Source organism: Thermobifida fusca YX (assembly GCF_000012405.1).
Taxonomy (GTDB): Bacteria; Actinomycetota; Actinomycetes; order Streptosporangiales; family Streptosporangiaceae; genus Thermobifida; species Thermobifida fusca.
Genome location: NC_007333.1, coordinates 1069805 through 1083572 on the forward strand (window position 1 = coordinate 1069805; position 13768 = coordinate 1083572).

At 67.3% G+C, this 13768-nt stretch carries 13 protein-coding genes; 9 read left to right on the forward strand and 4 right to left on the reverse strand.

Annotated features, from left to right (window positions below):
• The first annotated feature begins 65 nt into the window (after positions 1-65).
• From TFU_RS04530 to TFU_RS04560, 7 genes are all read left to right on the forward strand, one after another.
• Positions 66-1082, forward strand: a complete 1017-nt coding sequence (locus TFU_RS04530; protein WP_011291356.1) for a LacI family DNA-binding transcriptional regulator — start codon at positions 66-68, stop codon at positions 1080-1082.
• Between the two features lie 348 nt (positions 1083-1430).
• Positions 1431-3149 (forward strand): ABC transporter substrate-binding protein, encoded by a 1719-nt coding sequence (locus tag TFU_RS04535; protein WP_011291357.1) that lies wholly within the window; start codon positions 1431-1433, stop codon positions 3147-3149.
• 116 nt (positions 3150-3265) lie between these two features.
• Positions 3266-4261: an ABC transporter permease gene (locus TFU_RS04540; RefSeq protein ID WP_011291358.1), complete on the forward strand. Its 996-nt coding sequence runs from the start codon at positions 3266-3268 to the stop codon at positions 4259-4261.
• Positions 4258-5172 carry an ABC transporter permease gene (locus TFU_RS04545; RefSeq protein ID WP_011291359.1) on the forward strand — a complete coding sequence of 305 codons (915 nt, stop codon included), beginning with the start codon at positions 4258-4260 and terminating at the stop codon, positions 5170-5172. The genes TFU_RS04540 and TFU_RS04545 overlap by 4 nt, the downstream gene beginning before the upstream one ends.
• A gap of 3 nt (positions 5173-5175) precedes the next feature.
• Entirely contained in the window at positions 5176-6126 is a 951-nt protein-coding gene (locus TFU_RS04550; protein ID WP_011291360.1) for an ABC transporter ATP-binding protein, read from the forward strand.
• A gap of 4 nt (positions 6127-6130) precedes the next feature.
• Entirely contained in the window at positions 6131-7063 is a 933-nt protein-coding gene (locus tag TFU_RS04555) for an ABC transporter ATP-binding protein (protein WP_011291361.1), read from the forward strand.
• Between the two features lie 291 nt (positions 7064-7354).
• Complete coding sequence (locus tag TFU_RS04560) at positions 7355-9847, forward strand: glycoside hydrolase family 2 protein (protein ID WP_041427778.1); 2493 nt, start codon at positions 7355-7357, stop codon at positions 9845-9847.
• Between the two features lie 124 nt (positions 9848-9971).
• On the opposite strand, the gene TFU_RS04565 is transcribed toward TFU_RS04560, so the two are convergent.
• On the reverse strand, positions 9972-10538 hold the full coding sequence (locus tag TFU_RS04565) for a class F sortase (protein WP_011291363.1): 567 nt from the start codon (positions 10536-10538) through the stop codon (positions 9972-9974).
• Positions 10516-11073 (reverse strand): hypothetical protein, encoded by a 558-nt coding sequence (locus TFU_RS15575; RefSeq protein WP_049754921.1) that lies wholly within the window; start codon positions 11071-11073, stop codon positions 10516-10518. The genes TFU_RS04565 and TFU_RS15575 overlap by 23 nt, the downstream gene beginning before the upstream one ends.
• Positions 11074-11389: 316 nt before the next feature.
• Here TFU_RS15575 and TFU_RS04575 point away from each other — a divergent pair, with 316 nt between their 5' ends.
• On the forward strand, positions 11390-12043 hold the full coding sequence (locus TFU_RS04575; protein WP_011291365.1) for an HD domain-containing protein: 654 nt from the start codon (positions 11390-11392) through the stop codon (positions 12041-12043).
• On the opposite strand, the gene TFU_RS04580 is transcribed toward TFU_RS04575, so the two are convergent.
• Together TFU_RS04580 and TFU_RS04585 are read right to left on the reverse strand one after the other, a co-directional pair.
• Complete coding sequence (locus tag TFU_RS04580; RefSeq protein ID WP_011291366.1) at positions 12008-12283, reverse strand: DUF4031 domain-containing protein; 276 nt, start codon at positions 12281-12283, stop codon at positions 12008-12010. The two genes, TFU_RS04575 and TFU_RS04580, sit on opposite strands and share 36 nt — an antisense overlap.
• 10 nt (positions 12284-12293) lie before the next feature.
• Positions 12294-12743: an Lrp/AsnC family transcriptional regulator gene (locus tag TFU_RS04585; RefSeq protein WP_011291367.1), complete on the reverse strand. Its 450-nt coding sequence runs from the start codon at positions 12741-12743 to the stop codon at positions 12294-12296.
• Between the two features lie 157 nt (positions 12744-12900).
• Here TFU_RS04585 and TFU_RS04590 point away from each other — a divergent pair, with 157 nt between their 5' ends.
• Positions 12901-13761, forward strand: a complete 861-nt coding sequence (locus TFU_RS04590; protein ID WP_011291368.1) for a tryptophan 2,3-dioxygenase family protein — start codon at positions 12901-12903, stop codon at positions 13759-13761.
• Positions 13762-13768: the final 7 nt, after the last annotated feature.

The following is a 13768-nucleotide window of genomic DNA, read 5'->3' on the forward strand; positions in this document are numbered from 1 at the left end:
ACCTAGGGCCGTTGCTAACCTCACCTTTAGTGAACCGGTTCATTGAGCCAGCGCGGGGAGACAGGATGAGGCGTCCGACGATCGTGGATATCGCCAAGGCCGCAGGCGTTTCCAAAGGAGCGGTCTCCTACGCGCTGAATGGTCGGCCTGGAGTCTCGGACGCCACGCGGCGCCGCATCCTGGACATCGCCGAGCAGTTGGGCTGGGCGCCGAGCAGTGCGGCGCGTTCCCTGTCGGACGGTCGGGCCTGGGCGATCGGCATGGTGGTGGACCGTCCGGCCAAGACGCTGGCCGCCGAGCCGTTCTTCATGCAGTTGATCGGGGGGATCCAGCTCGAACTCGACGGCAGCCCGTTCTCTTTGTTGATGCGCTCTGCCGAGGACCGGGACGTGGAGACGGCCACGTACCAGCGCTGGCATGCGGAGCGCCGGGTCGACGGGGTGCTGCTGGTGGATTTGCGCCGTGACGACCCTCGACTGCCGTTTGTGAAGGAGCTGGGGCTGCCCGCGGTCGTGGTCGGCGGTCCCGAGCACACCCAGGGCCTGCCGTGCGCGTGGACGGACGACGCGGAAGCCATGGGGGAAGTGATCCGGTATTTGGCCGATTTGGGCCACCGGAGGATTGTCCGGGTGGCGGGTCCGGCGGAGTTCGTGCACACCGAAGTTCGGTCGCAGGCATTCGCCAAAGTGGCGCGCGAAGTGGGGTTGACTCGGGCAGAGATCGTTCACGCGGACTATGTGGAATCCCGCGCCGCGGATATTACTCGCGAGTTGCTTTCTGCGGAGAACCCGCCGAGCGCACTTGTTTTTGACAACGATTTGATGGCAGTGGCGGCGTTGGGCGCGGCGCAGGAGATGGGGGTCCCTGTTCCGGAGCGGCTGTCGATCGTGGCCTGGGACGATTCCCGGATCTGCCAGGTCATCCGCCCTGCGCTGACTGCGGTGGGGCGCGAGGTCACCCAGCACGGGAGAATTGCCGCGTCTTTGCTGATGGAAGTGATTGAAGGGCGTACTCCCCGTTCCCGGCAGACTCCGCCGAGCCGGCTCATCCCGCGGGCAAGTACGGGCCCCGCTGCATTCTGATCACTTCTTGACCTCCGCTTGACCAAGGTGAAGTAAGTTCGTTGTAATCCAGTCAGGTGTGTACGGTGCGGTGGGCGGGTTTGCTGTGCAAACAGCACGTCCCGCGTAAACCGGTTTAGTTTTCATAACACAGTCTTGACGCTAAACCGGTTTATTGATGTTCTTTCGTTCACTCCCGTCTGTGATCTGTGTGGCGGAACGGGCGGGAGGGGAGAGCAACAGCCGCATCTGCTGGCAAAAACCCGCGTGACCAGACGAAAGGCTACGGGGGGCCTTCGTTTGGGAACGCTCCCAAACAACTGTTGCCGGGCCACGCGTCGGTAACAGATGGAGGAGAGAAGAAGAACGATGCGAAACCGCTACAGGTTTCTGATCCCCCTCGCACTGGTCAGCTTGCTGGCCACATCCTGCGGGGGTGACACAGAGGGCGACGGTGGAGCGACAGGGGACTACCCCCGTGCGGAGACCCTCTACACCGGTGGTACCCAGTGGGGGCCGCCGAGCACGTGGAACCCGCTCGACACGGGTAACTACGCCACCGGAACGGTGGGTCTGGTCTACGAGACCCTGTTCCTCTACGAGCCGCAGACTGGAGAATACATCCCCTGGCTTGCGGAGAGCGGCGAGTGGGTCGACGACAAGACCTACGAGCTGAAGCTCCGCCAGGGCGTCAAGTGGAGCGACGGCGAAGACTTCACCGCCGACGACGTGGTCTTCACCGTCGAGATCGGCAAGTACGAGGGCTCCTCCTACCACTCGCTGTGGGAGTGGCTCGAGAGCGCTGAGGCCGTCGACGACTACACGGTCAAGTTCACCTTCTCCAAGGCCAACTACGCGCAGTGGGCCAACTGGCTGTACTTCAACGCCATTGTGCCCGAACACATCTGGTCGGAGCGCTCCGAGGAGGAGATCCTCACCGGCGCCAACGAGGACCCCGTCGGCACCGGCCCGTACCTCTACGAGACCCACGACCAGGACCGCCAGGTCTGGAAGAAGAACGAGGACTGGTGGGCCACTGAGGCGCTCGGCCACGAGGTCAAGCCCACGTACATCGTCGACGTGGTCAACACCAGCAACGAGGCCGCGCTGAGCCAGGTGCTCCAGGGCAACATCGACATCAACAACAACTTCCTGCCCGGTATCGCGCAGCTCGTCCAGGGCGGCTACCAGGTCCAGACCTACTTCCCTGAAGAGCCCTACATGCTCGCGGCCAACACCGCGTGGCTGGTGCCCAACACCACCAAGAAGCCGATGGACGACCCTGAGTTCCGCAAGGCGCTCTCGGCCTCCATCGACATGGACGAGATCGTCAACAACGTCTACGGCGGCCTGGTCACCGAGGCCGACCCCACCGGTCTGCTCCCTGTCTGGGACGACTACATCGACACCGAGGTGGTCGAGAAGCACGCCACCCCGCGTGACCCGAAGGTCGCCAAGAAGATCCTTGAGGAAGCCGGCTACGAGGACACCGACAACGACGGCTTCGTCGAGACCCCTGACGGTGAGCCGATCGATCTGACCCTCATCGTTCCCAGCGGCTGGACCGACTGGATGGAGGCCGCCCGGGTCATCAGCGAGAGCGCGAGCGAAGTCGGTATCAAGGTCACCACTGACTTCCCCGAGTTCAACGCCCTGGTGGACCAGCGCAACAGCGGCGAGTTCGACCTGGTGATCAACAACGAGCGCCAGATCAGCAACACGCCGTGGACCTACTACGACTACATCTTCCGCCTCCCGGTCCAGGACCAGCAGACTACGGTCAACTTCGGCCGCTACGAGAACGAAGAGGCCTGGGAGCTGGTGGGTGAACTCGACGGCATCCCGGTTGAGGACACCGAGAAGATCCGCGAGGTGGCGGGCAAGATCCAGAAGATCCAGCTCGAGGAGATGCCGGTCATCCCGCTCTGGTACAACGGCCTGTGGGCGCAGTACAACAACTCGGTGTGGACCAACTGGCCCTCCAGCGAGTCCGACAACAACTACCTGCCCTCGACCTGGCGCGGCTACTTCCAGCTCGGCAGCATCCTGATGCTGACCGAACTGGAGCCCGCCTCGGAGGAAGAGTAGGCAGCGAGTTTCGAGAAGTGGTCTTCCGGTGATTAGCCCCCGTCCCGCCGCCCGCTCCCGGGGAGTGGAGCGGCGAGACGGGGGCCCCGTATGGCCACCGAGCCCAGGAGGGCCCGTTGCGTAAATACTTCGGCCGCAAGATTTTTGTCTACGCGCTGACCTTCTTTGCAGCAGTCACCATCAACTGGATGATCCCGCGGCTGATGCCCGGTGACCCCATCAAGAGCCGGCTCGCCCGTGCTTCGCTCAACGACGCTGGCGCAGCGGAAGCGTTGTACGGGTACTTCAACAAGATGTTCGGCCTGGACCTGCCGCTCTGGCAGCAGTACCTCAACTTCTGGGTCTCGCTGTTCCAGGGCGACCTGGGGATTAGCATCTGGAACTTCCCCACGCCTGTTATTGACCTGATTTTGGGAGCGGTCCCATACAGTCTGGGACTCCTGCTGCCCTCGATTATCCTGAGCTGGCTCGTCGGCAACTGGTTCGGCGCCTACGCCGCGCGGAGCAAGTGGCTGGACAACACGATCCTGCCCATCGGCTACATCCTCACCGCTACTCCCTACATGTGGCTGGCGCTCCTGCTGGCCTGGAGCCTCGGCATCGTCGCGGGCCTGTTCCCCGCCGCAGGATCGTACGGCCTCTCCCTCCAGCCTGCGTTCACTTGGACGTTCATCTCCAGCCTGCTGGAGCACTGGTTCCTGCCGTTCCTGTCGCTGTTCCTGGTCGCCCTGGGCGGCTGGGCCATCGGCATGCGGAACATGATCATCTACGAGCTGGAGTCCGAGTACTCCAACTACCTGCAGGCGCTGGGCGCGCCGCGTCGCTTGATCCGCAAGTACGCTTTCCGTAACGCCATGCTGCCCCAGCTCACCGGCCTGGCCGTGCAGTTGGGCACGGTGGTCGCGGGCGCGCTGCTCACCGAAATCGTCTTCTCCTACCAGGGCCTGGGCTACCTGATCCTGCAGGCGATCCAGAACCAGGACTTCTTCCTGCTGCAGGGAACCTTCCTGTTCATCGTCATCGGCGTACTGATCGCTAACTTCATCATCGACATCGTCTACGCCCTGGTCGACCCGCGTGTCCGCGTCCAGATGCAGGGAGGAGCCAAATGACAGCCGCGCAGCCGCTGCCCGACCCGACCACGGCTCCGGAAGAGCCGGCGGTCGCCACACCGAAGGCGCCCCGGCTGGAAGCCCTCTACTTCGCACTGCGCAATCCCAAGCTGGTCGTCGGCCTGTCGATTGTGCTCCTGTTCCTGCTGGTGGGCCTGGTCGTCCCGCCGTTCTTGGAGCACACCCCCGGCGAGCGGTACGCGCCTCCGCTGCTGCCGCCGTCGGCAGAGCACTGGTTCGGGACGACGCAGTTCGGCCAGGACCTCTTCACCCAGTTCGTCTACGGCATCCGCTCGACGTTCCTCGTCGGCTTCCTCGGCGGCGGGATCGCAGCCGTCATCGGCATGACGATCGGCTTCGTCGCCGGATACAAGGGCGGCTGGATCGACGAGGTCCTCAACATGCTGACCAACGTCGTCCTGGTCCTGCCCACCCTGGCGGTGCTGTTCATCATCGCCGCCTACGTGGACTCCTATGGCGTGGTGACGCAGTCCTTCTTCATCGGCATGACCTCCTGGCCGTGGGCTGCGCGTGCGGTCCGCTCCCAGGCGCTGTCGCTGAGCTCGCGCGACTTCGTCGACCTGGCCCGCCTGAGCGGTGTCCGGCCATGGAAGATCATCGTCCGCGACATCGCGCCGAACATGAGTTCCTACCTGTTCATGACGTTCATCCTGCTCTTCGGCGGCGCTGTGCTGGCCGCCGCAGGACTGGACTTCGTGGGACTGGGCCCGAACGACGGCATGTCGCTGGGGCTGATCATGCACCAGGCCGTCAAGTGGGGCGCCCTGCAGTTGGGCGTGTGGTGGTGGTTCGTGCCTCCGGGCCTGGGCATCACCGCGATTGTCGGCTCGATGTACGTCATGAACGTGGGGCTGGACGAGGTCTTCAACCCCAAGCTGAGGGAGATGTAGCAGGTGACCCTCGAAGTCTCGGACCTGCGGGTCTACTATCGCACCTTGCGTGGTGACGTCCGCGCTCTCGACGGTCCCACGTTCACTGTCGCCGACGGCGAGATCATGGGACTGGCGGGAGAGTCAGGCAGCGGCAAGTCCACACTCAGCAAGAGCCTGATCCGGCTGGACGGGCGGATGCGCTACATCGGCGGCAGCGTCACCCTCGACGGCGACGAGATGCCGATCTGGGATGACCGGGCCATGGACGAGTTCCGCTACAAGCGGGTCTCGATCATCCCGCAGTACGCGATGAGCGCGATGAACCCGACCCGCAAGATCGGCAAGATGATCGCCGAGCTGCTGGAGTCGCGGGGGGTGCGGTTCCGGGACGTCCGCGACGAGCTGCACCGCCGTCTGGAGCTGGTGGAGCTGGAGCGGGACGTGCTGGACCGCTACCCGCTGGAGCTGTCGGGTGGGATGAAGCAGCGCACGGTCATGGTGATCTCGACGCTGCTCAACCCGTCGCTGCTGATCGCCGACGAGGTGACGTCGGCGCTGGACGTCTCCACCCAGCGGGCTGTCGCTGAAACCCTGGTGGAGTTCCGCGACCGCGAGTTCGTCAAGAGCATGATCGTCGTGACGCACGACATCTCGCTGGTGTACCAGATCGCGGACACCATCATGGTGATGTACAGCGGACGGCTTGCGGAGAAGGCGTCCGCCAAGACCATCATCGAGATGCCCAAGCATCCTTACACCAAGATGCTGCTGGACTCGCTTCCCGAGGTGGGCGTCAAGTACGAGGACAAGCGGTTGAGCGGTATTCCGGGGAGCCCGCCCGGTCTCCTCAATCCCCCGCAGGGGTGTCGCTTCCGGGATCGCTGCCCGCTGGCCGACAAGCAGTGTCTGGAGCAGCCGCCGTTCGTGGAAGTGGAAAGCGACCACCACGTCGCCTGTTGGAAGGCCGAGTGATCAGATGCTGAAATTCGACCGGGTCACCAAGGTCTACAAGGTGGGCGCCTTCGGCGGGGGAGAGTTCACTGCAGTCCGGGACGCCAGCTTCGAGGTGCGTCCCGGCGAGGTAGTGTCCCTGATCGGTGAGAGCGGCAGCGGCAAGAGCACTCTCGGCAAGATGGCGCTGCGGATCGCGTCGGTGAGCAAGGGGAAGATCACCTGCGACGGCATCGACGTGTCCACGCTGCGCGGGCACCGGGCGCTGAAGGACTACTACCGCAAGGTGCAGGGCGTCTTCCAGGACCCTTTCAGCAGCTACAACCCGATTTTCAAGGCCGACCGGGTCTTCTCGATGATCCGTGAGGAGTACTACCCGGAGGTCTCCCAGAGCGAGTGGCAGGACAGGGTGGCCGAGGCGCTGAAGGTGGTGCGGCTCGACCCGAACCAGGTGTTGGGCAAGTACCCGCACCAGCTCAGCGGCGGCCAGTTGCAGCGCATGCTCCTCGCCCGGGCGCTGCTGCTGGACATCGACTATCTGGTGGCCGACGAGGTGATCAGCATGTTGGACGCTTCGACGCGGATCGACGTGCTCAACCTGTTGGCCGACCTGAAGGCGCGGGGGATGGGCATCCTGTTCGTCACCCACGACTTGGCGCTGGGCAACTACATCAGCGACCAGACGGTCATCCTCTACAAGGGTGAGATCGTGGAGCGCGGGGTCACCGAGAAGGTGTTCAGCGATCCGCGCCACCCCTACACGAAGAAGCTGTTCGCCTCGGTGCCGCAGTTCCACAAGAAGTGGGAGGAGGTCGAGGCCGAGCTCCGTGCCAAGGAGGCCGCCGATACCTCCACGCATCCCTACCACCTTGAGGAGGGCCAGGAGGTCCCCAGCGAGCTGGTGCAGGTCTCCGAGGGGCACTACGTGCAGCCTTTCCACCGTCGGGCCGCGGTGTAGTCCCTAGTTCGCCGTCGAGCCGGCCAGCGGCTGGCTGAGAGTCGCTGACCGGCTCTTCGGCGTGCCTGAAAACGGGAGAACGGCTTTTATTGGCAATTTACTGAACCGCTTAATTTTCCTCTCAGCCTCTTGACACTGAACCGGTTTACTAGTCTCATGGGGAACGCGGCGGAACACCGACGACCGTCGTAAGAGTCGGGTGCGACCCGGCACCGGGTTACGCCCCCTCCCTCCTCCAGGCGCCCGGGTCGCACCCTTGAAGTGCAACACCGCTTCACCTGTGGAGACGCCATGGCAGTGCGCATCGAACTGCGCGAGAACTGGGTCCTCCGTGCGGACGATCCCGCCGAGGTTCCAGTGGAGATCGGCCCTGCGGGGATACCGGCGACCGTGCCGGGATGCGTGCACACCGACCTCATGGCGGCGAACCTCATTCCCGACCCTTACCAAGGTCGCAACGAGACCGAGCTCGGCTGGATCGGCCGCACCCAGTGGAGCTACACGACCACCTTCGACGCCACCGCACTGGCTGAGGCAGAACGGATCGACCTGGAATGCGCCGGACTGGACACCGTGGCCACGGTGTTCCTCAACGGTACGGAAGTCGGCCAGAGCCGCAATATGCACCGCTCCTACCGTTTCGACCTGCGCCGGGCGCTCCGAGACGGCACTAACGAACTGAGGGTCGAGTTCGCCTCCCCCTACAGCTACGCCACGGCGCTCCGCGACAAGCTCGGGGACCGGCCCAACGCCTACCCCGAGCCGTTCCAGTTCATCCGCAAGATGGCCTGCAACTTCGGCTGGGACTGGGGCCCCACCCTCGTCACCTCGGGGATCTGGCGGCCGATCCACGTGCACGCGTGGCACACGGCCCGCCTAGCCCAGGTCGTCCCCCTGATCACCGTGGCCCGCACCCACGACGGCAGCCTGGAGGGCCGCGTCCTGGTGCGGGTGGAGGTGGAGCGGAGCGAGCACGGGGAGGACACCGAGCTGGTCGTGCGCGTCCGGATCGCCGACCGGGAGCAGTCAATCGCCGTCCCCGCCGGGGTGTGCCGTACCGAACTGGAGGTCACCGTCCCCGACCCCGACCTCTGGTGGCCCCGCGGCTACGGTGACCAGCCGCTCTACGACCTGCGCGTCGATCTGGCCGCTCACGGGGAGGAACTGGACACCTGGCAGCGCCGGATCGGGTTCCGCACGGTCGAGCTCGACACCGGTGTCGACGAGGACGGCCGCCGGTTCACCATCGTCGTCAACGGGGTGCCCGTCCTCGTCAAGGGCGCCAACTGGATTCCCGACGACTGTTTTGTGAGCCGGGTGGGGCGCGACCGCTACGCCGCGCGGATCGACCAGGCGGTCGCGGCCAACATGAACCTGCTGCGGGTGTGGGGCGGCGGCCGCTACGAGAGCGAGGACTTCTACGAGCTGTGCGACGAGCGCGGCATCCTCGTCTGGCAGGACTTCCTGTTCGCCTGCGCCGCCTACCCCGAGGAGCCGCCGATCACTGAAGAGGTCGAGGCCGAGGCCCGCGAAGTGGTGGCCCGGCTCGCCCCCTACCCCAGCCTGGTGCTGTGGAACGGCAACAACGAGAACATCTGGGGCTACTGGGACTGGGGCTGGAAGGAGGAGCTGGCGGGCCGGAGCTGGGGCGAAGGCTACTACCTGGAGCTGCTGCCGCGGATCGTCGCCGAGGTCGACCCTACGCGCCCCTACTGGCCGGGCAGCCCGTACTCCGGGGTGCCGGACATCCACCCCAACGACCCGCGGTACGCCTCCATCCACATCTGGGACGTGTGGAACGAGGTGGACTACACCGCCTACCGCAACTACCGGCCCCGGTTCGTGGCCGAGTTCGGGTTCCAGGCCCCGCCCACCTACGCCACGCTGCGCTCCGCCCTGCCCGGAGAGGAGCTGCGACCGGATTCGCCGGGCATGCTGCACCACCAGAAGGCGGTCGACGGCAACGGCAAGCTCGCCCGCGGCCTGGCCCCGCACTTCGGCAACCCTGCCGACTTCGACGACTGGCACTATCTGACCCAGGTCAACCAGGCGCGCGCGATTACTCTGGGCATCGAGCACTTCCGCGCCCAGTGGCCCCGGTGCACGGGGAGCGTGGTCTGGCAGCTCAACGACTGCTGGCCGGTGACGTCGTGGTCGGCTGTGGACGGCGAAGGCCGGCGCAAACCGCTGTGGTACGCCCTGCGGGCGGTCTACGCCGAGCGGCTGGCCACGGTGCAGCCTGACGGCGACGGCCTGGTCCTCGTCGTGGCAAACGACAGCAACCGGGAGTGGACCGGGACCGCGCACCTGGCCCGGCGGGCCTTGGACGGCACGGTGCTGGCCGCGGCCGATGCCCCGTTCACTGTGCCTGCCCGCGGCGCCGTCCGGGTGCCGCTGCCCGCCGAGGTGGCGCGCCCCGGGGATGCGACCCGGGAATTGATTACCGCGGACACGGGGGCACGCCGAGCGTACTGGTTCTTCGCTGAGGACCGCGAGATCGCCTATCCGGCGCCGGAGTACGACACCCGTGTCGTGCCGCGTGGCGCGGACCTGTGCGTGACCGTGACGGCGCGGAGCCTGCTGCGCGACCTCTCCCTGTTCGCGGACCGCCTCGATCCGGGGGCCGAGGCGGATGACATGCTGGTCACCCTCCTGCCGGGAGAGTCGCACACGTTCACGGTGCGCGGCGGTGCCCACCTCGACCCTGCCCAGGTGGTCCAGCCGCCCGTGCTGCGCACCGTCAACGACGCGCTGCGCGCCGCGCAGGACAGCATCCCGGTCTGACCAGCCCAGACTCCGGTTCCGGATGGGGTGAGAAAGCGGGCTTTCCGGGACCGGACGGCGGTACGTGGTGGGGCAAGCACCGCGTGCCGCCACCCATGCTGGCCCGGCGGGTGAGGGGTTCGCCTCACCCGCCGGACTCGGCGAGGACGGCGTACACCACGAGGGAGTCGGAGTAGTGGCCGCTAGCCGGGTCGAAGTCCCCGGCGCAGGTCACCAGGCGCAGCTCCGGGCGGTCGCTCGGCCCGTAGACCTGGTCGGTGGGGAAGTCTTCCTTGGGCACCTGTTCGACCCGGTCCACCACGAACACGGGCTGGGAGCCGTCGGCGCGCGCCACGTGGACGAGGTCGTCGGGACGTAGTTCGTTGAGGCGGGCGAAGACCGACGGCCCGCTCCGGGTGTCGAGGTGCCCGGTGAGCACGGCGGGCCCGGCTTCGCCCGGGGAGGCACCGAGCGCGTACCAGCCGACCAGGTTGGGGTCGTCCAGCGGCGGGTCTTCCAGCGTGCCGTCGGGGTTGAGCCCCAGTTCGGCGACGGGCGCGTCCACCCCGATCGACTCGATGGTCAACCGGACAGGAACTGACCGCTTCAGTGGTGTTTCCGGGGTGGCGGGACCGCCGCTGGCGAACGCGGCTGCCACGCCGAGGAGGACGGCCAGCAGGACGCCGACGCTACTTCGCTGCTGGGCGGCCACGGCGCACCCCCTGCCGTAGCGCGACTACGGCGGTAGCACCGAGCAGGAGGAGACCGGCGGCGAGCACGTCGAAGGGCGGGGTCGTGGTGGACGCCGGGCGGGCCAGTCCGCCGCCTCCCGCGTTCGGCGCGCCGCTGGGCGTGGGTGCCGGGGAGGGCGTGGTGTGCTGCGGTGCCGGGACCGCGGACCCGTCCGGGGCGGGCACGGTGACGCTGGCGTACTGCACGTGGCTGGAGTCGGCCGCCCCGCATTCGCCGCGGACCTGGTAGTCGCCGGGTTCCAAGTCGTCGGACAGGACGAACTCCTGTTCGGCCGCGGTCTCCCCGGCCAAGTCGACCCGGGTGGGCGCCGCGAACGCGGGCGAAGAGTACTCCACCCACTCGGCGCTGTCCGGGCAGGAGACCCGCACGAAGACCGTGGAGCCCGGGGCCGCTTTGGGCGGGAACACCGTGATGGCTTCATCGGCGGCCGCGGTCCCGGCCCCTCCGACCAGGACCGCGGCCGCTGTCCAACCGAGCGCGGTGCGTACGCGCATAACCCTCCCCCTCATGTCGCCAGCGCTGCAAGACCCATTGGAAACATCGCAGAGCGTCCCGGGAACACGACGGCCGCCGCTGGCCGGTTGCGGAGTTTTTGCCCGAACTTTCTCCGATATCGGTGGCGCATGGCGGAACGCGCACTTCGGTTCGGGGTGGGGAGGGCCGGGCCGATCCCGCAGGGGCGGAGTGGTGCGCCGCACCCCCGGTCCGGGCGTGTGGCGCGCGGGACGCCCGGGCTCGGCGGATAGATTCGCAAGGGGACGTCTCCGGCACGCCCCGAGGAGGGGACACGCGGTGGGAGGAGGGGCGCCGATGGCCCGACTGTTGTTCGAGTTGGCCGGGGAGTGGAAGCGGCTGGCCGGACCGGGGAGGGAAGCCGCCGCGGTGGGTGCGGAACTCCTGGCCCGGTGGGCGGAGCCGCACCGCCGCTACCACACGCTCGACCACCTCAAAGCGGTGCTGGCTGCGGTGGAGGTGCTCGCGGACGCCGCCCGGGACAGCACCCTGGTCCGGTATGCCGCCTGGTTCCACGACGCGGTGTACCGGGGGGAGCCTGGGGCGGACGAGGAGAACAGCGCGCAGTTGGCGGAGCTACTGCTGCCGTCGTGCGGGTTGAGCACGGAGCAGGTCGCCGAAGTGGCCCGCCTGGTGCGGGTGACCGCCGACCATTCCCCAGAGCCGGGGGACGCCAACGCGGAAGTGCTGTGCGACGCCGACTTGGCGATCCTGGCCGCAGAGGACGCAGAGTACACCGCCTACGCCGCGGCGGTACGCCAGGAGTACGCGCACGTGGGCGACGTGGAGTTCGCGCGGGGGCGGATCGCGGTGCTGCGCGACCTGCTGGCCTCTCCCCGCCTGTACCGCACTGAGCAGGGGTATGCCTGGTGGGAGGAGCGGGCCCGCGCCAATGTGGCGGCGGAGATCGCCCGGTTAACGGAGCAGGCGGCGGGGTTTGCGCCGTCGTAGCCCTGCGGCGTGGAGCCGTGCGACGAGCGTCCGGCTGGAGACGGCGATCGCGCCGAGTTCCAGGGCTTTGGCGTACAGCGTTTCAGGCACGTCGTAGTGGTCCCGGTCGAAGGCGCGCTCCGGGATGCCGAGCGCGCGGGCGAACGCGTGCAGTTCCGCGTATGACGAGTCGCTGACGAGGTGGGACCAGAGCAGGCCGCGCGGTCCCGGCCAGGCAGGAGGGTCGATCAGGACACTCACCGCACCAAGGCTACCGCTCAGCCTGCGGGCGGCTGACGGCCCGCCACGGGATGGGGGAGGACAGCACCATCGTGGAGGAGGGGCGGCCGTGGTCGGCGAGATCGTCGATCAACTGCTCGAAGTGCGCCATCGACGGGACGCCGACGAGGAGCACGCAGCAGGCGTCGCCGGTGACCCGGTAGAGCCGCAGGATCTCCGGGCGGGCCAGCGCGGCCTCGTCGCGCAGCAGGCATAGCGGCCCGTAGCAGCCCATTTGGACGAGGGCGACCACCGACAGCCCTACCGCGTCCAGGTCGACGTGCGCGTGGTAGCCGGTGATCACGCCGCGTTCTTCGAGGCGGCGCACCCGTTCGGCGACGGCCGGGGGCGACAGCGCCACCCGGCGGGACAGTTCGTTGTAGGACAGGCGCCCGTCGGCTTGCAGCTCGGTGAGGATCCGCCAGTCCACCGCATCCAGCATGGTTGACGATCATAAACCATAAGCAGAAAACGGTTTGCGAATGGCAGGAAAAACGTCGTGATCGCCGTGGATTGCGCCTTCCTGGACGGGCGCGCGGCGGGCATCCTGGGAGCCCGGCAGGACAGGTGACGCGCAACCCTTCGGAGGTGATCCCCTCGTGTCCTCCTCCGCTGCCCTCGCCCGCGAGCAGCGCGCCGAGCGCAACCGCGGCCGCCCCACGCTCTCTTTCGACGGCGTCACCCCGTACGCCCACTACACCGCCGTCTCCACGCTGCTGTCGTTGCAGCGCCCCCGCACCGAGGAGCCCGCTGAGACCACGTTCCTCGTCGCCACACAGGTCATGGAGCTGCTGTTCGCGCTGATCCGGCACGAATGGGAGCAGGCCCGCGACGCGGTCGACGCCGATGACGTGCCCGCGGCCCTGGCCGCGCTGCGCCGCGGCCACAAGGCCCAGGACGTGCTGGCCGAGTCTTGGGAGCTGTTGGCTCCCATGACTCCCACCGAGTTCAACCGGTTTCGCGACCAGTTGGGTGAGGCGTCGGGCTTCCAGTCGTACGGCTACCGCCATCTGGAGTTCCTGCTCGGCAACAAGTCGGCGGCCATGATCCGCCCGCACCGTGCCGATCCGCACGTCAGCGCGGAGCTGGAGCGGGCCCTCGCCGAGCCGAGCCTGTACGACGCGGTGCTGCGCCTGCTGCACCGCCGCGGTTTCCCGGTGCCCGCCGAGCGGGTGGAACGCGACTGGACCCAGCCGGCGGAGCCCCATCCGCAGGTGGTGCGGGTCTGGGAGCTGGTCTACGCCGACGACAGGCCCGATAACGAGCTGCTCGCGTTGGCGGAGGCGCTGCTGGACACCGCGGAGCGGGTGACCCTGTGGCGGCACCGCCATGCGATGGCGGTGAAGCGCACGATGGGCGCCAAAGCGGGCACCGGCGGCTCGTCTGGTTTGCAATGGTTGATGAGAAATGTCCAAAAGGATGTGTTTCCGGAGCTCTGGCAGCTGCGGACCCAGCTCTAAGCCCGGG